Here is a 22,611-nt window from a genome sequence, read left to right on the forward strand (position 1 = left end):
AAGCCTGTTCTGCCGCGTTACTGGATGATCAGGTTGTTGAACAACAGGTCTTCCACCACCGGTTTGCCCGTCTCGTCGTTCATCACTTGCTGGGTCTGCTTGAGGGCTTCCTGGCGCAGCTTTTCCTTGCCTTCAATGGTGCTCATGGTCTCGTTGGTCTGCTGGGTGAACAGCGCTACCAGCTGGTTACGGATCAACGCATCGTTGGCTTTGACCGCTGCGGCAGCCTCGGGGCCAGTGACGCGCAGGGCGATGTCGGCCTTGAATACCTTGAGTTTGGCCGTGCCGTCCAGGCCGTAGTTGCCCACGAACGGCGGGCTCAGGCTGATATAGCTGACCTTCGGCGCCTCGCCTTCTTTGGCTTCTTCGGCCTGCGCTGCCATCGGCAAGGTCAGGGCCAGCATCAACAGGATCCACGCTTTCACAGTTCATTCCTCAAATTCGGTTGCCCGGTAGCATAACGCTAGCAAGGCTGAGTACAAGCTTATGGCGGCTTATCAGGCCGGGGCATGCTCGTTGACCCACGGGCGTACCCTCCTACACTTATCGGCCACGATGCCAAAAGGAATAGTCCGATGAAAGCTGTGCTGTGCAAAGCCTTCGGCCCCGCCGAAACCCTGGTGCTGGAAGAGACCGCAAGCCCTACGATCAAGAAGAACGAAATCCTGCTGGACGTGCATGCCGCCGGGGTGAATTTCCCGGACACCCTGATCATCGAGGGCAAGTACCAGTTCAAGCCGCCCTTCCCGTTCTCGCCGGGTGGCGAAGCGGCGGGCGTGGTCAGTGAGGTGGGAGAAAAGGTCAGCCACCTGAAAGTCGGTGACCGGGTCATGGCGCTGACCGGCTGGGGCAGCTTTGCCGAACAGGTCGCGGTGCCCGGCTACAACGTGCTGCCGATCCCGCCGAGCATGGACTTCAACACCGCCGCCGCCTTCAGTATGACCTACGGCACTTCGATGCACGCGTTGAAACAGCGCGCCAACCTGCAACCCGGCGAAACCCTGCTGGTACTCGGTGCCTCCGGTGGCGTCGGCCTGGCCGCCGTGGAAATCGGCAAGGCCATGGGCGCGCGGGTGATCGCCGCCGCCAGCAGCGCCGACAAGCTGGCCGTGGCCAAGGCTGCGGGCGCCGATGAGTTGATCAACTACAGCGAAGCCAGCCTCAAGGACGAGATCAAGCGCCTGACCGACGGCAACGGCGCCGATGTGATCTACGACCCGGTGGGTGGCGACCTGTTTGACCAGGCCATCCGCGCCATCGCCTGGAACGGCCGCCTGTTGGTGGTGGGCTTTGCCAGCGGACGCATCCCGGAACTGCCGGTCAACCTGGCGCTGCTCAAGGGCGCGGCAGTGGTCGGGGTGTTCTGGGGCTCGTTTGCGCAACGCCAGCCGCAGGACAATGCGGCGAACTTCCAGCAACTGTTCAGTTGGTATGCCGAGGGCAAGCTCAAGCCGCTGGTCTCGCAGGTGTACCCGCTGGAGCAAGCCGCCCAGGCGATCAATGACCTGGGGCAGCGCAAGGCGGTGGGCAAAGTCGTGGTCCAAACCCGCTGACCGATTGAAATGTGGCCGATGTGGAAGCTGGCTTGCCTGCGATAGCGGTGGGTCAGCCAACACAAGTGCAGCTGCGAGACCACTCTCGCAGGCAAGCCAGCTCCCACCGTTGATCTCCTTGGGCCTCAAGACCTGATACCGACCATCACTTATCTATTAGCGACATGTTCGTAAGAGAACATGCGATTGCTCCCATTTCCTGTATTTGCGGATAAGAGGCAATGCTATTTTCGGTAACGAAACTGTAACATTCGCATCCGCAGTCAAAACAAGAAATTTGGAGCTCTTGAATGTTTGCTTTCTTTCGTCCTGCCGCACACCAGGCACCCTTGCCTGAAGAAAAAATAGACAGCACTTACCGACGCCTGCGCTGGCAGATCTTCGCCGGTATTTTCTTCGGTTATGCCGGCTACTACCTGCTGCGCAAAAACTTCTCGCTGGCCATGCCCTACCTGATCGACGAGGGTTACACCCGAGGTGAACTGGGCCTGGCGATGTCGGCCATCGCGATTGCGTACGGCCTGTCCAAGTTCCTCATGGGCCTGGTGTCCGACCGCTCCAACCCGCGCTACTTCCTGCCCTTCGGCCTGCTGGTGTCGGCAGGGGTGATGTTCATTTTCGGTTTCGCGCCTTGGGCCACGTCCAGCGTGACGATGATGTTCATTTTGCTGTTCATCAACGGTTGGGCCCAGGGCATGGGCTGGCCGCCAAGCGGGCGGACCATGGTGCACTGGTGGTCGCAGAAAGAACGCGGCGGCGTGGTCTCCGTGTGGAACGTGGCGCACAACGTCGGCGGCGGCCTGATCGGCCCGCTGTTCCTGCTCGGCATGGCGTGGTTCAACGACTGGCACGCAGCGTTCTACGTCCCGGCCACCGTGGCGTTGCTGGTGGCGGCCTTTGCTTTCATCACCATGCGTGACACCCCGCAATCGGTAGGCCTGCCGCCGATCGAGCAATACAAGAATGATTACCCGGAAGGCTACGACGCCAGCCACGAAGACGAATTCAGCGCCAAGGAAATCTTCGTCAAATACGTGCTGCGCAACAAAATGCTGTGGTACATCGCGTTCGCCAACGTGTTCGTCTACCTGCTGCGCTACGGCGTGCTGGACTGGGCGCCGACTTACCTCAAGGAAGCCAAGCACTTCACGGTCGACAAGTCGTCCTGGGCGTACTTCTTCTATGAGTGGGCGGGCATTCCGGGCACGCTGCTGTGCGGCTGGATGTCGGACAAGATCTTCCGGGGCAACCGTGGCCTGACCGGCATCGTGTTCATGGCGTTGGTGACCGTGGCGACCCTGGTGTACTGGCTCAACCCGCCAGGCAACCCGGTGATCGACATGATCGCGCTGTTCTCCATCGGCTTCCTGATCTATGGCCCGGTGATGCTGATCGGCCTGCAGGCGCTGGAACTGGCACCGAAGAAAGCCGCCGGTACGGCTGCGGGCTTCACCGGTCTGTTCGGTTACCTGGGCGGTTCGGTGGCGGCGAGTGCGGCCATGGGCTACACCGTGGACCATTTCGGCTGGGACGGTGGTTTTGTGCTGCTGATCGCCGCGTGCCTGCTGGCTATCGCGTTCCTGATCCCCACGCTGTGGCACACCAACAGCGTCAGCGCGGCGCGCTAACCGCCTGAGCAATCCTTGGCACACCGCTTGAGCCGCGCCTCCAGGTTTTTATCTGGCATGGCGTGGCTACGCAGGGCGTTGACGGTCTGCTCGACATAATCGCGAGTCGTGCCGTAACGCCCGCAAGCGCTTTCCAGCACATGATTGAGCACTTCGTCGGGCAAGTTGCCGGCGTAGCTGGGCAAGTGCCGCTCCAACACAAACCCCAACGCCTGCACCTGGCTGCCATCTTCCAGACGGCAACTGAGCCAATGTGGCCGGTACGAGGGATAGGGCATTTCGCGGCGCCACAGGGCGTAGAGCGACGCTTCCAGCTGATCTTCCGGCAGCCGATAGGCAAATCCGCTGCAGGAACCCCCGCGATCCAGCCCGAACACCAGCCCCGGCAACTCCGGCGTACCCCGATGTTCGTGAGACCACAGGTACAGGCCCCGGTGATAACCGTGGACCCGTGCCCGCACCCGCTCGGTGGACGAGCATTCAGGGCGCCAGATCAGCGAACCATACGCAAATAGCCAGACCGGCCCACCCTTGTGCCGACCCATGGTGGCCTGCATCGAGCTCAACAACTGTTCGTGAGTGAGTTGCGGCCCCAGATCGAGCCGCGGAGGGTAAGCCAATTGCAAAAGATCGGATTCAATGGCGGTCATGGCGAAAAGCGGTACGCCTCCTGTGTGTTACCAGTTGTAAGCAACTTTACCGTAATAAAACGCGCCGCTGTAACCGTACGGCGAAAAAGTGCTATAGGCGAGATTGCCACCACTGCTGGCGAAGGCGTTGACCTTTTCCGGGTATTTATCGGTGACGTTGTCGCCGCCCAGGGTGAACGTCCAGTTCTTCAGCTTGTAGTCCGCTGACAAATCCAGCACCCAGGCGGCCTTGAAGGTCTGGTCGTTGACCTTGTCCGCCTGGTAGCTGGTGAATTCACCATAGCGCACCAGGTTGCTGTGCAACGCCCAATTTCCGAAGGTGAAGTCGTTACCCAGGCTCAGCTTGTGCTGCGGCGTGGTATCGCCGAGCAAACCGATGCGCTCGCGACGGTCCACACGCAGCAGGTTCACGCCCAGGCTGTCGAGGATCGCCGGGTTGGCCTTCACGTCCGTCACCTTGGTGTGGTTGTAGTTGTAACCTACGGTGCTGTTCCAGCGGATGCCGTTATCGAACTGGTAGCGATAGTTGGCTACCAGGTCGACGCCGTCGGTGCTGGTGTTGGTGGCATTGGTGAAATAGCGGGCACTGGTGTAGTTGATGTTGCCGACGCCATTGGCTTGCAGGTAGGCAATGGCCGCGGGGTTGAGGTTGAGGTTCGACGACAGGCTGATGCGATCGCGGATGTCGATGCGGTAGACATCGAGCGTCACGGTCAGGTCATCGGCGGGCTCCAGCACCAGGCCGAGGCTGTAGTTGCGCGACTTCTCGGCCTTGAGGTCTTCAGCGCCGAGCAGGCGGGCGACCTGGCTGTTGGCCGGAAAGGTACCCGCTTCCTGGATAGTGCTGCCGATCAACTGCGACGAGGTGTAGGCAAAGTTCTGCTGGGCCAGGGACGGCGCGCGAAAGCCATTGGAGACACTGCCCCGCAAGGCCACCTGCGGCGTGAAGTCATAACGCGCCGACAACGAGCCGCTGACATTGGAGCCGAAGTCGCTGTAGTCCTCATGGCGCACGGCCGCAGAAGCGCTGAGTTTCTCGGTGAAATTGGTTTCCAGGTCCAGGTACTGGGCCCAGTTATGCCGCGAGCTGGTGCCGGCATCGGCATCGCGGAATCCAACCAGGCCGGAGCTGCCGGTCTGGTAGTAGGACGCCGGCTCACCCGCCTCGATCTCGTAGCCCTGGTGCAGGTATTCACCGCCGAACGCTACCGAAACCGGATACGGCAGCCAGCCCACATCGAACTCGCGGGACAGGTCCAGGCTGACTTGTTTCTGATCGTTGCTCAGCGTGCCGTTATCGAACTTGCGCGGCGTGGCCAGGCCCAGGGAGGTGTTGATAGTTTCGGTGCTCAGCTCGTATTGGTTCTTGCCATAGTTGGCCGACAAATCGTAATGCCAGTCATAGGCCAGCAGGCCGCGCAGGCCTACTACCAGCGAGGTGTCTTCCAGGTTGCCCTTGATCAGCGGCAGGTAGCCGTTGGGGTTGAGCGCCGGAATGTTGTTGGAGGCATTGCTCGCCCGATAGAACGCCGCCGTCTCGCCCCGCCGCTTGCTATAGCCACCGAAGGTGTAGAACTCCAGCCCATCGTTGAAGGCATATTCGGAGTTGAACGCCAGCTTGCCTTCATTGGTGGCCGGTTCACCCTGGCGAAACACCTGCTGGCCGTAGGTGGTAGAGCCTACGCTGGCGGGTCGGAAGTCTTTACCGGCGCGGTTGGTGTAATCGTTGTCCGCACCCTCGGCCGAGAGGTTGATGAAACCGTTGTCCCCTACTGCCAGGCCGGTGTTGCCGCTGATATTGCGTTGGATACCATCGCCTTTCTTGTACTCGCCAAACTTGCTGGAGATCGAGCCGCCATGGTCGGCGTGCTTGAGGATCACGTTGATCACCCCGGCAATGGCATCGGAGCCATAGCGCGCGGAAGCACCGTCGCGCAGCACCTCAATGTGGTCCACCGCCGAAAGCGGGATCGCATTGAGGTCTGCCGGTGCCGAACCACGGCCTACCGCCCCGCCCAGGTTGACGAACGCGCTGGTGTGGCGGCGCTTGCCGTTGACCAGCACGAGCACCTGGTCCGGCGACAACCCGCGCAACTGCGCCGGGCGAACCAGCTCGGCGCCGTCCACCAGGCTTGGGCGCGGGAAGTTGATCGACGGAATCAGCCGCGCCAACACTGCCCCCAGCTCATCGGAGCCGGTACTGCGCAAGCTATCGCCGGAAATCACATCGATAGGCGACAGCGACGCACTGGCCGTGCGCTCCTGGGCGCGGGTACCGGTAACGATGACGGTGTCGAGTTTGGGTGCATCGGCGGCGGGCGTTTGCGCCGCCAGGACTGGATTGAATCCCACAGCGGTCAGCAAATTGGCCGACAAAATCGCTGTGTACAACGCGTGTTTCTTGTAGCTCCCCATACCGCTCCCCTAAATCAAAATTCAGAACGTCAGTGTCCTGAGTTCGTACGATCGATCCGGCTGGCGGGCGGTAGCGGTCAGTTGTTGGTCATTGGAAGAAAAAATCGGTAGTCCGTTGAGATATAGCTTAAAGATATTTATGTAACAAATTAAATACCTTTAAGGAATAAGCGAATGCATAAGCACGCCGCCCCACTCGTCAGGATTGAGGGTGGCAATCCCGTTACTTTCAGCCCGGGTTCAGCCTTGGGAATGCTCCTGCCGTCAAAATAGCGCGCACATCACGACCCACCTAGCCGCCGATCAAACCGACTATCGAGGTCGCACCCATGAAGACATTTCGACTGCCTGGCCTGTTGTTTCTCGCCCAGGCCACCACTGCGCTGGCGGGAGAGACACCGCCGGCCAACGACGACAAAGGTTTCTGGTACGCGCAGACCAGTGTCTACACCCGACACTTTGCGCCCGATCCGGACCACAACAACCACCAGGACCTGATCGGCCTGGAACGCAATGAGGCGTCAGGCTTTGTGTATGGCGGGGCGACATTTCGCAATTCGTTCCGCCAGCGTTCCTACTACGCCTACGCGGGCAAGCGCTATGACATGTCGGACTATCCGGTGTACTTGAAGCTGACAGGCGGGGCGATCCAGGGTTATCGCGGCGAGTACCGCGACAAGATCCCCTTGAACCGTTTCGGCGTGGCACCGGTGATCATTCCGTCGGTAGGCACCCATTACGGGCCGGTGGCGGCAGAGTTTGTGCTGTTGGGGTTCAATGCGGCGATGGTGACGACTGGCGTGCGCTTCTGAAGCTCACACGGCGCGAACCAATGTGGGAGCGGGCTTGCGATTGCGGCATGCCAGTCAGCATATATTGCGCTGACCCACCGCTATCGCAGGCAAGCCAGCTCCCACATTCGGGATGTATTTCAAGGTTGGAATCGAGTTGTATCGACCGCTCAAATGCTGCAGCACCCCGAATCCCAAGCCCGAACAGCGATCAAAACTGTGGGAGCGGGCTTGCCCGCGAAAGCGGTGTGTCAGTCGCTGAAGAGGGTGACTGATCTGGCGCCTTCGCGAGCAAGCCCGCTCCCACATCTGGGTTGTATTTCAAGGTTGGGACCCAGTTGTATCGACCGCTCAAATGCCGGCGCCTCGAATCCAAAGCCCGAACAGCGATCAAAACTGTGGGAGCGGGCTTGCCCGCGAAAGCGGTGTGTCAGTCGCTGAAGAGGGTGACTGATCTGGCGCCTTCGCGAGCAAGCCCGCTCCCACATTTGGGCTGTATTTGATGTTTGCTCGGCTCAGGGCCGAGGCGCGTAGGCGAACACATCGGCGCGCATCTGGTGTGCATCCATGCCGGCGTCGACCAGCGCGTCCAAGGTGCCGTAGATCATCGCCGGTGAGCCGCTGGCGTAGACATGCACCGTCTTGAGGTCGGCAATGTCTTCGCACACGGCTTCATGCAGCAGGCCGCAGCGCCCTTCCCAGCCGCACAGGTCGCTGACAACCTTGTGCAGGAACAGGTTGGGCAGTTGCTGCCACTGGTCCCAATGCTCGATCTGGTAGAAATCTTCCGGTCGACGCACACCCCAATACAGGTGCACCGGGTGCTTGAAGCCGGATGCGCGGCAGTGCTCGATCAGGCTGTGCATCTGCGCCATGCCGGTGCCGGCGGCGATCAACACCAGCGGCCCGTCCGGCAGCTCCGCCAGGTGGGTGTCACCGAACGGCAGTTCGACACGCGCCATCTGGTTACGCTGCAGCTGCTCCAACAGGCTGCGCGCGCTGTCTTCGCGGACCAGCACATGCAGCTCCAGCTCGCGCCCGGCGTGAGGCGCCGACGCCAGGGAAAACGCCGACTTCTCACCGTTCTCCCGTTCGATCATCAGGTATTGCCCGGCGTGGTAACGCACGGCCTTGCCGGCCGGAGCCCGCAAGCGCACGCGCCACACATCGCCACCGACATCCACACACTCACTCAATTGGCACGACAACTTGCGCAACGGCAACTCTCCCGGCGCCAGCACGCCATCCCACAATACAATGCAATCTTCCAGCGGCTCGGCGATGCAGGTGTAGAACTCACCGTGGTCACGCACCTCACCGCCTTGTTGCACCCGGCCCTCAACCAGCAACGCGGCACACACATGGCACACCCCATTGCGGCACGCCTGGGGACACTCGTAGCCCAGGCGACGCGCGCCTTCGAGGATTCGCTCGCCGGGGACCAGCTCCAGCACCGCGCCGGAAGGTTGCAGGGTTACACGCATCAATCTATTCCCAATTCTTTCCAGATCGCATCGACACGCGCCGTCACGGCTTCATCCTTGACGATGACCCGACCCCACTCGCGGGTGGTTTCGCCCGGCCATTTATGCGTGGCATCCAGGCCCATCTTCGAACCCAGGCCCGACACCGGCGAGGCGAAGTCGAGGTAGTCGATCGGCGTGTTGTCGATCATCACCGTGTCGCGCTTGGGGTCCATGCGCGTGGTGATGGCCCAGATCACGTCGTTCCAGTCGCGGGCGTTGATGTCGTCGTCGGTGACGATAACGAACTTGGTGTACATGAACTGTCGCAAAAACGACCACACACCCAGCATGACGCGCTTGGCATGGCCCGGGTACGACTTCTTCATGGTCACGATGGCCATGCGGTACGAGCAGCCTTCGGGCGGCAGGTAGAAATCGGTGATCTCCGGGAATTGCTTCTGCAGGATCGGCACGAACACTTCGTTCAGCGCCACGCCGAGAATTGCCGGCTCATCCGGCGGACGGCCGGTGTAGGTGCTGTGGTAGATCGGCTTGATCCGATGGGTGATGCGCTCGACGGTGAACACCGGAAAGCTGTCGACTTCGTTGTAGTAGCCGGTATGGTCGCCGTAAGGTCCCTCATCCGCCATCTCGCCAGGGTGAATCACACCTTCGAGGATGATTTCGGCGGTGGCCGGCACTTGCAGGTCGTTGCCGCGGCACTTCACCAGTTCGGTACGGTTACCGCGCAACAGGCCGGCGAAGGCGTACTCGGAAAGGCTGTCCGGCACCGGGGTGACGGCACCGAGAATGGTCGCCGGGTCGGCGCCGAGGGCCACGGACACCGGGAACGGCTTGCCGGGGTGCTTCTCGCACCACTCGCGGAAATCCAGGGCGCCGCCACGGTGGCTCAGCCAACGCATGATCACCTTGTTGCGGCCGATCACTTGCTGGCGGTAGATGCCGAGGTTCTGGCGGTCCTTGTTCGGGCCCTTGGTGACGGTCAGGCCCCAGGTAATCAGCGGGCCGACGTCGCCGGGCCAGCAGGTTTGCACGGGGAGCATGGCAAGGTCGACGTCATCGCCTTCGATGACCACTTCCTGGCACACCGCGTCCTTGACCACCTTGGGCGCCATGGCAATGATCTTGCGGAAGATCGGCAGCTTCGACCAGGCATCTTTGAGGCCCTTGGGTGGCTCAGGCTCCTTGAGGAACGCCAGCAGCTTGCCGATCTCGCGCAGTTCGCTGACCGACTCGGCGCCCATGCCAAACGCCACGCGCTCGGGGGTGCCGAACAGGTTGCCGAGCACCGGGATATCGAAACCGGTCGGCTTCTCGAACAGCAGCGCCGGGCCCTTGTTGCGCAGGGTACGGTCGCAAATCTCAGTCATTTCCAGCACCGGCGAAATCGGCATCTGGATACGTTTCAACTCTCCGCGCTGCTCAAGTTGCTGCACGAAATCCCGAAGATCCTTGAATTTCATTAACCATGCCACCCGTAAAATAGGCGTACATCCTACCTGCTCTGGCGGCGGCTGGCAGCTTATCGCGGTGCATTTGCGTGCCGAAGGTGCTTAAAAAACGCACGAAAAAAAATGGCGCCCCTGAGGGCGCCATTTTTTCGGACCTGAAACGTCGTATTACTTACGCTTCATCGACAGGAAGAACTCGTCGTTGGTCTTGGTGGTTTTCAGCTTGTCGATCAGGAACTCGATGGCGGCGACTTCGTCCATCGGGTGCAGCAGCTTGCGCAGGATCCACATGCGCTGCAGTTCGTCGTCGGCAGTCAGCAACTCTTCGCGGCGGGTGCCGGAGCGGTTGATGTTGATGGCCGGGAAGACGCGTTTTTCCGCGATGCGACGGTCCAGGGGCAGTTCCATGTTGCCGGTACCCTTGAACTCTTCGTAGATCACTTCGTCCATCTTCGAGCCGGTTTCAACCAGCGCGGTGGCGATGATGGTCAGCGAACCGCCTTCCTCGATGTTGCGCGCGGCGCCGAAGAAACGCTTCGGTTTCTCCAGGGCGTGGGCGTCGACACCACCGGTCAATACCTTGCCGGAGCTCGGGATCACGGTGTTGTAGGCACGGGCAAGACGGGTGATGGAGTCGAGCAGGATCACCACGTCTTTCTTGTGCTCGACCAGGCGCTTGGCCTTCTCGATCACCATTTCGGCAACCTGCACGTGGCGGGTTGGCGGCTCATCGAACGTGGAGGCAACCACTTCGCCGCGCACGGTGCGCTGCATTTCGGTCACTTCTTCCGGACGCTCATCGATCAGCAGCACGATCAGGTGAACTTCAGGATTGTTACGCGCGATGTTCGCGGCAATGTTCTGCAGCATGATGGTCTTGCCGGCTTTCGGCGGTGCAACGATCAGGCCACGCTGGCCCTTGCCGATCGGGGCGCACAGGTCGATCACACGACCGGTCAAGTCTTCGGTGGAACCGTTACCGGCTTCCATCTTCATGCGCACGGTCGGGAACAGCGGGGTCAGGTTCTCGAAGAGAATCTTGTTTTTCGCGTTCTCGGGGCGATCGAAGTTGATCGTGTCGACCTTGAGCAGGGCGAAATAACGCTCGCCTTCCTTCGGAGGGCGGATCTTGCCAACGATGGTGTCACCGGTGCGCAAGTTGAAGCGACGGATCTGGCTCGGCGAGACGTAGATATCGTCTGGGCCGGCGAGATAGGAGGCGTCTGCAGAGCGGAGGAAGCCGAAGCCGTCCTGGAGAATCTCCAGCACGCCATCACCGGAGATTTCCTCGCCGCTTTTCGCGTGCTTCTTGAGCAGGGAGAAAATCACGTCCTGCTTGCGCGAACGGGCCATATTTTCTATGCCCATTTCTTCGGCCAATTGGAGCAGGTCGGTAATCGGCTTTTGCTTGAGTTCAGTCAGATTCATATAGGAATGACGTAATCATTTATGGAGGGGGGAAATTAAGCTTTTGGCTTAATGAGGCCGCGCCGCAGAGAAGGCGACAGGATCGCGTACTAATCGAAAAGGAATGCGTCGGCGACGGCTTGCAGGGGGCAGTGGAGAAACCAGTGCGGGGCCGAATGTACCACCTGAGTTTCGGAGCGTCTAGCCCTGTTTCACGAAAAAGCCCCGCAATTTGCGGGGCTTTTTTGACGACGTTTAGATGTTCGCGTCGAGGAAAGCTTGCAGCTGGGACTTCGACAGCGCGCCGACCTTGGTGGCCTCGACGTTGCCGTTCTTGAACAGCATCAACGTAGGGATACCACGCACGCCATGCTTGGCCGGGGTTTCCTGGTTGTCGTCGATGTTCAGCTTGGCAATGGTCAACTTGCCTTCGTAGGTGGTTGCAATGTCGTCCAGGACCGGAGCGATCATTTTGCAAGGGCCACACCATTCAGCCCAGTAGTCAACCAGCACCGGGCCAGCAGCCTTGAGTACTTCGGCCTCAAAGGTCGCGTCGGTGACGTGCTTGATAAGATCGTTGCTCATGGATGTCTCCGGATTGTAAGCAAAAAAAACGTTGCCCATCATAGCCGCCCTTCCCCCGTTCAGGAAGCCGCCTCTGATTGAGTCTTCCTATGATGGCGCATGAGTTTGGGTATGGCCCGACTCAGGGCGTGACGGGCGTCACGAAGGCGATGCCAGTGCGCAATGCCGCATTGCGCACGTGTTCCTGCATGGTTTTTTGTGCCGCCGCACTGGCGCGACGGGCCAGGGCGCGCAGGATCCTGCGGTGCTCCTGCCAGGTCTCCATGGCCCGCTCCGGCCGGATGAACGGTAGTTTCTGGCTCTCCAGGAACACCTCGGCGCTGGCACTCAGGATGCTCACCATCGCCTGATTGCCGCTGGCCAGGAGGATGCGCTGGTGGAATTCGAAGTCCAGCCGGGCCGCCGCTTCAAAGTCACCGGCCTTGAGCACCTTGCGCATCGCCTCGACGTTATCTTCCAGGCTGTCCAGCTCATCGAGGGTCAAGGTCATCGCCGCCAACCCTGCCGCAAACCCCTCGAGGGCGTAGCGCAACTGGAAGATATCCAACGGCGTGGCCTGCGCCGCGAAGGGCCAGGCAAACCCCGGCGCCTCTTCTGCCGCCTGCACGAACACGCCCTTGCCTGGCTGCACGCTGACCACCCCCAGGGCACTGAGGGACGACAACGCTTCGCGCAATGACGCTCGACTCACCCCCAACTGCACCGCCAGGTCGCGCTGGGACGGCAGGGCGTCGCCCGGCCCGAAGCCTTGCTCCTTGATCAGTTTACGGATGGCCTGCAGGGCCGCTTCCGGTACGGCTTGGGCGATGGAATTCATAAAAAACTCAAGGTTCTCGTCATCAGAGCGGCTAGTTGTAAAGCTATTCGAAGGCCACGGCAAGCCACGCCCCAAAGGGGCTCGCAGGGTTTTACCGGCGCTCGAAAAAGGTGCGAAAAGCCTTCTGACTGTTCAGACCAGTAAGACCACACAACCTCAACAAATCCCGGCCCTTCAGACGATTCGGAGAGGGCTGGCATGGGCTGTGCACTGAGCAAAATCAGAAAATTCCTTCGCCCTTCTCGGAGAGTTGCCATGACCAAGCGCTACAGCGCCCTGCTCACTGCCCTGTTTGCCAGCCTGATGCTCAGCCAGGCACCTGCCCAGGCCAACGGTCTGGACGATATTGTCGCCCGTGGCACCCTCAAGGTCGCCGTGCCCCAGGACTTCCCGCCCTTCGGCTCGGTCGGCCCGGACATGAAGCCTCGCGGCCTGGACATCGACACCGCCAAGCTGCTGGCCGACCAGCTCAAGGTCAAGCTGGAACTGACCCCGGTCAACAGCACCAACCGCATTCCGTTCCTCACCACTGGCAAGGTCGACCTGGTGATTTCCAGCCTAGGTAAAAACCCCGAGCGCGAAAAGGTCATCGACTTCTCCCGGGCCTATGCACCGTTCTACCTCGCCGTGTTCGGCCCGCCTGACGCGGCGATCAGCACCACCGACGACCTCAAGGGCAAGACCATCAGCGTGACCCGTGGCGCCATTGAAGACATCGAGCTGACCGCCGTGGCGCCCAAAGAAGCCACGATCAAGCGCTTCGAAGACAACAACTCGACCATCGCCGCCTACCTGGCCGGCCAGGTCGACCTCATCGCCAGCGGCAACGTAGTGATGGTGGCGATCAGCGAGCGCAACCCGAAACGCGTGCCGGCGCTGAAAGTGAAACTCAAGGATTCGCCGGTGTACGTCGGCGTGAACAAGAACGAGCCGGCGTTGCTGGAGAAGGTCAACCAGATCCTGGTCGCGGCAAAAGCTGACGGCAGCCTGGAAAAGAATGCAATGCAATGGCTCAAAGAGCCACTGCCTGCCGATCTGTGAAGCGGAGCTGATTGATGGCCTATCAATTCGACTTTGTGCCGGTGCTGGCCAATACCGACCTGCTGTTGCGCGGCGCGCTGTTCACCCTTGAGCTGACCGCCATCGGCGCCATTCTGGGGGTAGCCCTGGGCACCGTCGGCGCGGTGGTGCGGGCGTGGAAGATCCAGCCGTTTGCGTGGTTCTTCGGGGTGTACGTCGAGTTGATCCGCAACACGCCGTTCCTGGTGCAGTTGTTTTTCATCTTCTTCGGCCTGCCGTCCCTGGGGCTGAAGATCACCGAATGGCAAGCCGCCGTGCTGGCGATGGTGATCAACCTGGGGGCCTACTCCACCGAGATCATCCGCGCCGGCATCCAGGCCATCCCCCGTGGGCAACTGGAAGCCGCTGCGGCGCTGGCAATGACGCGCTTCGAGGCGTTCCGCCATGTGGTGCTGCTGCCGGCGCTGGGCAAGGTGTGGCCGGCCCTGAGCAGCCAGATCATCATCGTGATGCTCGGTTCGGCGGTGTGTTCGCAGATCGCCACCGAGGAGTTGAGCTTTGCCGCCAACTTTATCCAGTCGCGCAATTTCCGTGCGTTCGAAACCTATGCCCTGACCACCCTGGTGTACCTGTGCATGGCGCTGATGATTCGCCAGTTGCTGAACTGGATCGGCCGCCGGTTTGTGATGAGGAACAGCCGATGAGTGATTTCTCCTTCTGGGACATCGTGCGCAACCTGGCCATCGGCTTGCAGTGGACGTTGCTGCTGTCGCTGGTGGCGTTTATCGGCGGCGGCGTGATCGGCTTGTTGGTGATGACGATGCGCATCAGCCGCAAAGCCTTCCCGCGCAATGTCGCCCGCACCTACATTGAACTGTTCCAGGGCACGCCGCTGTTGATGCAGCTGTTCCTGGTGTTTTTTGGCATTGCCCTGCTCGGGGTAGATATTTCGCCTTGGCTGGCAGCCGCGATTGCCCTGACGCTGTTTACCAGCGCCTACCTCGCCGAAATCTGGCGCGGCTGCGTCGACTCCATCGCCCACGGGCAATGGGAAGCCTCGGCCAGCCTGGCGTTGAACCCGCTTGAACAGCTGCGCTACGTGATCCTGCCGCAAGCCCTGCGGATTGCCGTGGCGCCGACCGTGGGTTTCTCGGTGCAAGTCATCAAGGGCACCGCGGTGACCTCGATCATTGGCTTCACCGAGCTGACCAAGACCGGCGGCATGCTCGCCAACGCCACCTTCGAACCATTCATGGTCTACGGCCTGGTCGCCCTCGGTTACTTCCTGCTCTGCTACCCCTTGTCCCTCAGTGCCCGCTACCTGGAAAGGAGACTGCATGCCTCTGCTTAGAATTTCCGCCCTGCATAAGTATTACGGCGATCACCATGTACTCAAGGGCATCGACCTGACCGTCGAAGAAGGCCAGGTGGTGGCGATCATCGGCCGCAGCGGCTCGGGCAAGTCCACCTTGCTGCGCACACTCAATGGCCTGGAATCCATCAACGACGGCGTGATCGAAGTCGATGGCGAGTACCTCGATGCCGCCCGTGCCGATCTGCGCAGCCTGCGACAGAAAGTCGGGATGGTGTTCCAGCAGTTCAACCTGTTTCCGCACCTGACGGTCGGCGAAAACGTAATGCTCGCGCCGCAGGTGGTGCAGAAAGTGCCGAAAGCCAAGGCGGCCCAACTGGCCCGGCAGATGCTGGAGCGCGTCGGGCTGGGCGAGAAATTCGATGCCTTCCCCGATCGCCTGTCCGGCGGCCAGCAACAGCGAGTGGCCATCGCCCGCGCCCTGGCCATGTCACCCAAGGTACTGCTGTGCGATGAAATCACCTCGGCCCTCGATCCCGAGCTGGTCAATGAAGTGCTCAGCGTGGTGCGCCAACTGGCCAAGGACGGCATGACCCTGATCATGGTGACCCACGAGATGCGCTTCGCCCGGGAAGTGGGCGACAAACTGGTGTTCATGCACCAGGGCAAGGTGCATGAAGTGGGCGACCCCAAAGTGCTGTTCGCCAACCCGCAAACCCCTGAGTTCGCCAACTTCATCGGCTCAGTGGAGCAGCCGGACTGACCAGTTCGAAACGGCCCTGCCCCTCCAGCACTGTCTGGCTGCGTACCTGCAGGGTGCTGGTGGGCAGGTCGGTATCGATTTCGACCTGAGCCGTCAGTCGCTTTCCGGCCGCCTGAGCCACCAGGACCTGGCCTGGCAACAACTGCCCGTCGGCGGTCTCACCAGGCCGATGTGCCAGCGTCCACTCGACGACGCGCCCATCCACCTGGGCCTGCATGAGAGCCAGGCGAAAGCGCCCCTGCCGGCCAAACAGATACCCTTGCCCGTCTGCTGCGCCGATAAATCTCACGCCGATAGCCGAGGGCTCCACACACAGCACATTGAGCTGCACCCTGCGCTTACCGAGGGCGAGCAAGGGGCTTTCGGCACGCGCCTCGTTGCGGATGACGCCATAGTCGATACGCGGCTGGCTGACGGACAGCCGGCAGTTTTCAGCCTGTACACCCTCAGCGATCAACACCGTACAGAACAGGGCAAAACACTTGGTGTTGAATTTAAAGAACATGGCACACCGCCGAGGTTGTCTCATAGAATTTGTCATTGTCGGCCTCGGCCTCGGGAACAACGTTGAGCCGGCAAGAGGATGAGTCCGGCAGTGCAACCCTGAGGTCTAGCGAGTCATTGACGTCATTGAGGAAGATCATGCCGTCACCCACCACACTGGTCAGGAAGCGCTTGTTTTTGTCGAACACCGCAGCGCCCTGTGGCAGCGCTTGGCCTTGCTCATCAGTGGCGGTGAGCAGTACACGGCGCACGCTCACCACATCGAATGCCACGGTATTGACCGACCCTCGCCCGGCGGCCAGCACTTGGGTGCCGTTTTTCAGATCAACGCGTTTTGGCAGGGACTGGGTCTGCACTTCAATACGGCTGTCGGTATAGGCGGGCAAGCCTGGGATCACGGCCTGTCCGCTGAAGTCCGTCCATACCGGGCCGTACGGGGTGTCGAGTTTCGCAGCGCCGATATTGCCCACCGATGCAATGCCAAATGTGTCCTGCACCGCATACGGCGAGAAGGTCACCCCGCCGGCGTGCGCCACCACGCCACCCTGTAACTGCCCGTTGTATAGAGTGCCCAGCGGGTCCTGGCTGACGCCCAGGCCGACCCGCGTGTAACGTGGCATCAACTCCACCTGGCCGCGCATCGATTGCTCGCGGGCACTGAGGTCACGCTCGACGCCCACCTCGTAATTGACGTAATCATTGACCCGCTCACTGAGCGCAGTGCCGGCACGGGATTGATCACCACGCCGACTGATATAGCTGTTCACGCGACGGTCACTGCCCAGCGGCACGCTGACCTGCAGCCGCACGGACAGGTCATTGTCCAGGGCCGCATCGCGACGATTGTCATCGCGTGTGCCGTCACGGCGTGACTGACGGCCGCCCACCTGTGAGTCGGCCACCAACGCGACATCGGCGTGCCGGAACGATTTATTCCACGACGCAAACACATGGTCGGCCGATTGCCCATCAAACTGGGCACTGCGGGTATAACCCAGGGAAAATGCTCCCAGGGTGGTGTCGACCCAGCTCACACCTGCCGTGTACTGATTTTTGAAGCGCGCATCCAGGTCATCCGCCCTCGCCGAACGGCCCGCTTCATGGACTTCGCGATAGCCACGGGTCTGCGTGGTCGCGCTGAGGTTGACGTCCACATTGGCGTAGACCGGGCTGCTCACCGATACGCTGCTGCGAGCCCCGGATACCGCGTCACGGCTATCACGAGACACGTTATGGCGAGCCCCCACGGAAACCCGCTGGAACAGCACACTGCCCAGGGTGCCACCTGCCGACCAATATTCATCGGTGCTCAACAAGCCAAGGCCGGCGGACGAATCGCGTCCCAGGCCCCACGTGCCGCTGCCCATGGCGACCACCGGCGTGGGGCCTTGTTCATGTGCATTCTTGCGCACCTTGCCCAACGAGAAATAATACCCAGGTGCCGCCGGCGTACTCCCTGCGAACGACGCCGCCGGTACCACGAAACTGCGCTTGGCGCCCCGTACATCGATGACACTGACCTCCAGGTCGCTGGTGCTGTTGAGCAACGGCAAACCGGTCAGCCGAAAGGGGCCTTCGGGCACCAGCGTGCTGTGAATCAACACGCCGGACTGGCGCACCTCAATGCGCGACTGGCTTTGGGCCAAGCCCTCGACCACGGCGTTGTTACTGCCTGCCGGCGCTCGCGATTGGCCATCGGGAGAAAACTGCACGCCGGATAACTGCAGGCCACCAAACAGCGGGTTGTTGCTGGAGAGTTGCCCCACCTGGAAGGTCGATTGCAACGCACTCAGGTCCCGCTGGGCGTAGGCGTACAGGTGCTCGTTGCGGGCCACACCGTTGTCGGATACATAGAATTGGCGGCTGCGAACAATCCAGTCACCGAGGTTGAAGCCGGCCTCGGTATAGGCCGAAACGAAGCGATTGGGCCCACTGTCCGAATAGCTGTTGAACCCCTGTACGTCATAGTTGAATAACGCCGCCGCACCACCCCGGGCAAATTGCCCCGCCTCCCATTGCGGCTCACGCAGTGATCCGGTGGGCACCACCAACGCGATCTCCTCGTTGCCTGGGCGCAGGCGCACCATCGTCGTCGGGAACGCGCCAAGGAAGTCATGGCAAGACCGGTCCGCGGTCGCGCCTTTGTGAAGCACGCGGCCAGGCTCGATCAACCCGGCTTTTTCCAGCAGCCCCTTGGTAAGACACAATTGCCCCTGGGCGTCGAACCGAGCATCCACCAACCCCAGCGGATTGCCATTGACCTGCAGCCCCACCACCTGCACGCCCTCGCGAAAGCGCGCGGCACTGCGAAAGTAGTCGGAGACCTTCGGGTCGATACCGTGGGTGGTGAGTGCCGCGAGGTCGAACCCCTCTCCCAACTCCAGCGCCGGGGCGAAGCCGGGCAGCCCCCATAGCGTCGCCATCCCCATCAATAGCGTGGGTCGGCGCGGCCACACAAAAGCCACACGCCTGTTATTCGACTGGTTGTTCATCGGTCGATCAACCCTCGTCGGCATTGATCAGGGCCCGATAGCTATCCGCCGAAAACCCGTAGAGCGTCGCCGGCCTGATCTCGACGCCCGTCACGCCCTCCAGCGCGCCGTCGACCTGCACCGCAAGCGCTTCCCCCGGCAACACATAGGTGCGCGGCAAGGTGGCGAGCCCCCCTTGGGGCAGCAACTGCACCTGTGGCTCCAGGCGTACCACGTAGGCGCTGTCGTTGTGGACCGTGAGACTTTTGCCCGCACGCTTCCACTTCAGCAGTTCCCAGGGCGTGTCGTGCACAGGAAGATCCTTTGGGTGCAGGATCAGCGGTAAATTCTGCCGCAAGGTGATACCAATCGTCGCACCGCCTGGGCCGCGTGCCTGGGGGATGCCCTCGAAAGACACCCGCTTCAATCGCTGGGTCTTCAGGGGCTCCTTCAATGTGGCGATAAAACGTACCAACTGGGTTTCACCCGCCTCCACGCGTGTGATGGGCGGCGTCACGATCAACAGAGGCTCGACGTCTTCGGGCACATTTTCCACGACTGAGTGAAGTAGCGCCGGCCCAGGGTCGGTATTCTTGATATTTATCGTCGCTTCGCCCTGTGCTTCATAAAGCACAACGACGGTGGTTTCCGGCAACATGCCATCCGCGAGGGCAACACTGTTAAAACACAACAACAAACCTGCACAAAACAACCGCGCATTATTTATGACTGAAAGACTAAGCACCCAGTATTCCCCACGACATAAGTTGGCGATTGATAATCAGGCCCGGATAAAACAGCCGACAAGAAATACACACATTTCTGATCGGCTATCATTCAGTCGCTTAGATGTAACTCAACTCAAGTGTTGCGCGCCCATCAAGGGTAATGTCACGACTCAAGTCCAGGTCTTGCGCCCTGTTGATCACTGCGCGCACCGCAATGGTCCCGGTCAGCTGAGGAATCGAGGCCGGGGAAATCGCAGTGCCGCTGCGCCACGAGTATTGAGAGGGCGATTGGGCGACCTTACCGTCGCTGCTCTGCCAGCCACCGGAACCGACACGCATGATCGGAAACAGCGTCGCAGTGCTTGTCCTCAGGTCCCTGAGGGTGACCGCAAAGCCGCCGGTGCGCCGACCAGACACCATGCCCAAGCCATAGTTATGCGTTTCGGTATAACCCGAACCCAATGCATTGAGGATCCCCGAGACCTTGCTGGCGGACTGCAGGTCGACAAATCTCAGTCCGAACGTCATGGGTGTGCTGCCGCAACTGACGCTCAGGGGCGTGGTTCGTTCGGCCAGGGGGTTGAAGGCGGTCTGCTGCAACGTGCCCGAGGGAATATCGCCGTAGTTGATAATCCCGCCACCGGTCATGCTGAGGTTGCAGGCGGTGGGCTTGATAGTGCCCCTGACAATCAGCTCGGCACTGGTGGACGCATGAACATTGAGGGCGCCAGCCAGGCACGCGATACCAAGAGTCAATCCAACAATTTTTTTCATAATCGACCTGTCATCTAAAGTTAGGAGGCGCCTTTATTTGCGCTTGAATAAACAAGCCATAAATAAATAACACCACGGCAAGATTGCCGAGTGACAGTCTGTCGCTTTGGTGCCCGAACAAAGAATAAGACGACACCGTGATTACTGTGGGAGTGATATAAACAAACTGTCGTCTGAGCGCGCCGCAACAGTAGTCCCGAACCACTTAACGAATAGAACCCTGACGTTTAATTTGTAGGCGAAATCATGATCAGCCGTCCAGAAGCACGAAGTTATATATTCCTACAGCTTCCAACGACTGTGCTAACAGTGGTGCGGAAAGTTTGACTACATTTCCTACAGTAATCGCCTACAGACGACCTGAGAGAAATTCCCGCAGCACTACGCGTTGGCGTTGGCGGTCGATCGTGGCACGATGGCAAGGTTATCGACCGAGACCCCCAAACCATGCCGCAATCCCAAGCCAAGAATCTGTCCCTGATCGCCGCCATCGACCTGGGCTCCAACAGCTTTCACATGGTCGTGGCCAAGGCCCAGAACGGCGAAATCCGCATCCTTGAGCGGCTCGGCGAGAAAGTGCAACTGGCCGCCGGGATCGACGACGAGCGCCAGCTCAATGAAGAATCCATGCAGCGCGGGCTCGATTGCCTCAAGCGTTTTGCCCAACTGATCAACGGCATGCCACTGGGCGCCGTACGAATCGTCGGCACCAACGCCCTGCGCGAAGCACGCAACCGCGGCGAATTCATCCGCCGCGCCGAGGAAATCCTCGGGCATCCGGTGGAGGTCATCTCCGGCCGTGAAGAGGCGCGCCTGATCTACCTGGGTGTCTCGCACACGCTGGCCGACACACCGGGCAAGCGCCTGGTCGCGGACATCGGCGGCGGCAGTACCGAGTTCATCATCGGCCAACGCTTCGAACCACTGCTGCGCGAAAGCCTGCAGATGGGCTGCGTCAGCTTTACCCAACGCTATTTCAAGGACGGCAAGATCACCCCGGCACGCTACGCCCAGGCCTACACGGCGGCGCGCCTGGAGATCATGAGCATCGAACACGCCCTGCATCGCCTGACCTGGGATGAAGCCATCGGCTCGTCCGGCACCATCCGTGCCATCGGCCTGGCCTTGAAAGCCGGCGGCCATGGCACCGGCGAAGTCAACGCCGAAGGCCTGGCGTGGCTCAAGCGCAAGCTGTTCAAACTGGGCGATGCCGAGAAAATCGACTTCGACGGCATCAAGCCCGACCGTCGCGCCATTTTCCCGGCCGGCCTGGCGATCCTCGAAGCGATCTTCGACGCCCTCGAGCTGCAACGCATGGACCACTGCGACGGCGCCTTGCGCGAAGGCGTGCTCTACGACCTGCTGGGCCGTCACCACCATGAGGACGTGCGTGAGCGTACCCTCAGCTCGCTGATGGAGCGTTATCACGTCGACCTGGAGCAGGCCGCCCGTGTCGAGCGCAAAGCCTTGCACGCATTCGACCAGGTGGCCGAAGACTGGGACCTCGAAGACGGCGTATGGCGTGAGCTGCTGGGTTGGGCGGCCAAGGTGCATGAAGTGGGCCTGGATATCGCCCACTACCATTACCATAAGCACGGTGCATACCTCATCGAGCACTCGGACCTCGCCGGATTCTCCCGCGAGGACCAGCAAATGCTCGCGCTGCTGGTACGTGGCCATCGCCGCAACATCCCCAAGGACAAGTTCGCCGAATTCGGCGACGAAGGCATCAAGCTGATCCGCCTGTGCGTGCTGCTGCGCTTTGCGATCCTGTTCCACCACATCCGCGGCACCCAGGAAATGCCCCAGGTGACCCTGCGCGCCAACGGCGAAAGCCTCGACGTGGTGTTCCCGAAAGGCTGGCTGGACGAGAACCAACTGACCCTGGCGGACTTCGCCCAGGAAGCGGAGTGGCTGACGCGGGTGGGGTTCAGCCTGAACCTGCGCTGACCTCGAAGCAGGCAGCTAGCGTGGCATGAGGGCTTGTTGGGGTGGGCAGGCTTGTTGTCTGTGCCGAGCGGGCCTTGTTGGAGTAGGCAGGCGTGTTGTCTTGGCAAGTAGGCCTTATGTGGGTGGCAAGCGTACTTCTTGTGGCGAGCGGGCTTGCCCCGCGTTGGGGCGCGAAGCGGCCCCGACCCATCAAGCCACCGAGGAGCGTCAGTCAGAGCGCGTTTGCAGGTTTTGGGACGGCTGCGCCACCCAACGCGGAGCAAGCCCGCTCACCACAAACAGCCCACTCCCCACAAACAGCCCGC

20 protein-coding genes and 1 pseudogene are annotated in these 22,611 nt (G+C 60.9%); 8 read left to right on the plus strand and 13 right to left on the minus strand.

The genetic code is table 11. The features are described from left to right. Positions 1-17 precede the first annotated feature (17 nt). Positions 18-425: a flagellar basal body-associated protein FliL gene (locus QMX97_RS17130; RefSeq protein ID WP_282397303.1), complete on the minus strand. Its 408-nt coding sequence runs from the start codon at positions 423-425 to the stop codon at positions 18-20. A 150-nt stretch (positions 426-575) separates the two neighbouring features. Here QMX97_RS17130 and QMX97_RS17135 point away from each other — a divergent pair, with 150 nt between their 5' ends. Both QMX97_RS17135 and glpT read left to right on the plus strand, forming a co-directional pair. Then, positions 576-1,553, plus strand: a complete 978-nt coding sequence (locus QMX97_RS17135; protein WP_106802333.1) for an NADPH:quinone oxidoreductase family protein — start codon at positions 576-578, stop codon at positions 1,551-1,553. 290 nt (positions 1,554-1,843) lie between these two features. Next, positions 1,844-3,181 carry a glycerol-3-phosphate transporter gene (glpT, locus tag QMX97_RS17140; protein WP_065902361.1) on the plus strand — a complete coding sequence of 446 codons (1,338 nt, stop codon included), beginning with the start codon at positions 1,844-1,846 and terminating at the stop codon, positions 3,179-3,181. Here the strand turns inward: glpT and QMX97_RS17145 are convergent. Next, positions 3,178-3,831: a gamma-glutamylcyclotransferase gene (locus QMX97_RS17145; RefSeq protein WP_065902362.1), complete on the minus strand. Its 654-nt coding sequence runs from the start codon at positions 3,829-3,831 to the stop codon at positions 3,178-3,180. The genes glpT and QMX97_RS17145 overlap by 4 nt on opposite strands. Before the next feature lie 27 nt (positions 3,832-3,858). Continuing rightward, positions 3,859-6,246, minus strand: a complete 2,388-nt coding sequence (locus QMX97_RS17150) for a TonB-dependent receptor (protein WP_282397304.1) — start codon at positions 6,244-6,246, stop codon at positions 3,859-3,861. 329 nt (positions 6,247-6,575) lie between these two features. On the opposite strand from QMX97_RS17150, the gene QMX97_RS17155 reads away from it, so the two are divergent. Further along, positions 6,576-7,058: a sn-glycerol-3-phosphate transporter gene (locus QMX97_RS17155; RefSeq protein ID WP_065902364.1), complete on the plus strand. Its 483-nt coding sequence runs from the start codon at positions 6,576-6,578 to the stop codon at positions 7,056-7,058. Positions 7,059-7,433: 375 nt separating this feature from the next. Here QMX97_RS17155 and QMX97_RS17160 read toward each other — a convergent pair. The 6 genes and pseudogenes from QMX97_RS17160 to QMX97_RS17185 form a co-directional block, all read right to left on the minus strand. After that, positions 7,434-7,556, minus strand: a pseudogene (locus tag QMX97_RS17160) (metal ABC transporter ATP-binding protein); the annotation flags it as partial. Next, a complete protein-coding gene (locus QMX97_RS17165; protein WP_120450451.1) occupies positions 7,553-8,521 on the minus strand; it encodes a CDP-6-deoxy-delta-3,4-glucoseen reductase in 969 nt (322 codons plus the stop codon). The gene QMX97_RS17165 and the pseudogene QMX97_RS17160, both read right to left, overlap by 4 nt. Next, a complete protein-coding gene (gene ubiD, locus QMX97_RS17170) occupies positions 8,521-9,987 on the minus strand; it encodes a 4-hydroxy-3-polyprenylbenzoate decarboxylase (protein WP_065902367.1) in 1,467 nt (488 codons plus the stop codon). Before ubiD ends, QMX97_RS17165 begins: the two co-directional genes overlap by 1 nt. Positions 9,988-10,143: 156 nt before the next feature. Further along, positions 10,144-11,403, minus strand: a complete 1,260-nt coding sequence (gene rho / locus QMX97_RS17175; RefSeq protein WP_003176825.1) for a transcription termination factor Rho — start codon at positions 11,401-11,403, stop codon at positions 10,144-10,146. 234 nt (positions 11,404-11,637) lie between these two features. Next, entirely contained in the window at positions 11,638-11,967 is a 330-nt protein-coding gene (gene trxA / locus QMX97_RS17180; RefSeq protein WP_015886460.1) for a thioredoxin TrxA, read from the minus strand. A gap of 121 nt (positions 11,968-12,088) precedes the next feature. Further along, positions 12,089-12,784: an FCD domain-containing protein gene (locus tag QMX97_RS17185; protein WP_065902368.1), complete on the minus strand. Its 696-nt coding sequence runs from the start codon at positions 12,782-12,784 to the stop codon at positions 12,089-12,091. A gap of 255 nt (positions 12,785-13,039) precedes the next feature. Here QMX97_RS17185 and QMX97_RS17190 point away from each other — a divergent pair, with 255 nt between their 5' ends. Genes QMX97_RS17190 through QMX97_RS17205 form a run of 4 tightly spaced genes read left to right on the plus strand, consistent with a single transcriptional unit; the run spans position 13,040 to position 15,879 of the window. After that, entirely contained in the window at positions 13,040-13,825 is a 786-nt protein-coding gene (locus QMX97_RS17190) for a transporter substrate-binding domain-containing protein (protein ID WP_065902369.1), read from the plus strand. A 14-nt stretch (positions 13,826-13,839) separates the two neighbouring features. Continuing rightward, entirely contained in the window at positions 13,840-14,508 is a 669-nt protein-coding gene (locus QMX97_RS17195; protein ID WP_017736949.1) for an amino acid ABC transporter permease, read from the plus strand. Then, positions 14,505-15,155, plus strand: coding sequence for an amino acid ABC transporter permease (locus QMX97_RS17200; protein WP_065902373.1), 651 nt, complete (start codon positions 14,505-14,507; stop codon positions 15,153-15,155). Before QMX97_RS17195 ends, QMX97_RS17200 begins: the two co-directional genes overlap by 4 nt. Beyond that, positions 15,142-15,879: an amino acid ABC transporter ATP-binding protein gene (locus tag QMX97_RS17205; RefSeq protein WP_065938032.1), complete on the plus strand. Its 738-nt coding sequence runs from the start codon at positions 15,142-15,144 to the stop codon at positions 15,877-15,879. The genes QMX97_RS17200 and QMX97_RS17205 overlap by 14 nt, the downstream gene beginning before the upstream one ends. Here the strand turns inward: QMX97_RS17205 and QMX97_RS17210 are convergent. The 4 genes from QMX97_RS17210 to QMX97_RS17225 form a co-directional block, all read right to left on the minus strand. After that, on the minus strand, positions 15,851-16,384 hold the full coding sequence (locus QMX97_RS17210; RefSeq protein ID WP_213551288.1) for a hypothetical protein: 534 nt from the start codon (positions 16,382-16,384) through the stop codon (positions 15,851-15,853). The genes QMX97_RS17205 and QMX97_RS17210 overlap by 29 nt on opposite strands. After that, the gene (locus QMX97_RS17215; protein ID WP_282397310.1) at positions 16,374-18,812 is read right to left on the minus strand and encodes a fimbria/pilus outer membrane usher protein; all 2,439 of its coding nucleotides are present in this window, start codon (positions 18,810-18,812) and stop codon (positions 16,374-16,376) included. The genes QMX97_RS17210 and QMX97_RS17215 overlap by 11 nt, the downstream gene beginning before the upstream one ends. A 70-nt stretch (positions 18,813-18,882) precedes the next feature. Then, positions 18,883-19,581, minus strand: coding sequence for a fimbria/pilus chaperone family protein (locus QMX97_RS17220; protein ID WP_264319394.1), 699 nt, complete (start codon positions 19,579-19,581; stop codon positions 18,883-18,885). 118 nt (positions 19,582-19,699) lie between these two features. Next, a complete protein-coding gene (locus tag QMX97_RS17225; protein WP_065902377.1) occupies positions 19,700-20,356 on the minus strand; it encodes a DUF1120 domain-containing protein in 657 nt (218 codons plus the stop codon). Between the two features lie 447 nt (positions 20,357-20,803). Between QMX97_RS17225 and ppx the strand changes: the two genes are divergently transcribed. Next, the gene (ppx, locus tag QMX97_RS17230; RefSeq protein ID WP_282397305.1) at positions 20,804-22,306 is read left to right on the plus strand and encodes an exopolyphosphatase; all 1,503 of its coding nucleotides are present in this window, start codon (positions 20,804-20,806) and stop codon (positions 22,304-22,306) included. Positions 22,307-22,611: the final 305 nt, after the last annotated feature.

This window comes from Pseudomonas sp. PS01298 (assembly GCF_029959745.1).
Lineage (GTDB): Bacteria > Pseudomonadota > Gammaproteobacteria > Pseudomonadales > Pseudomonadaceae > Aquipseudomonas > Aquipseudomonas aylmerensis.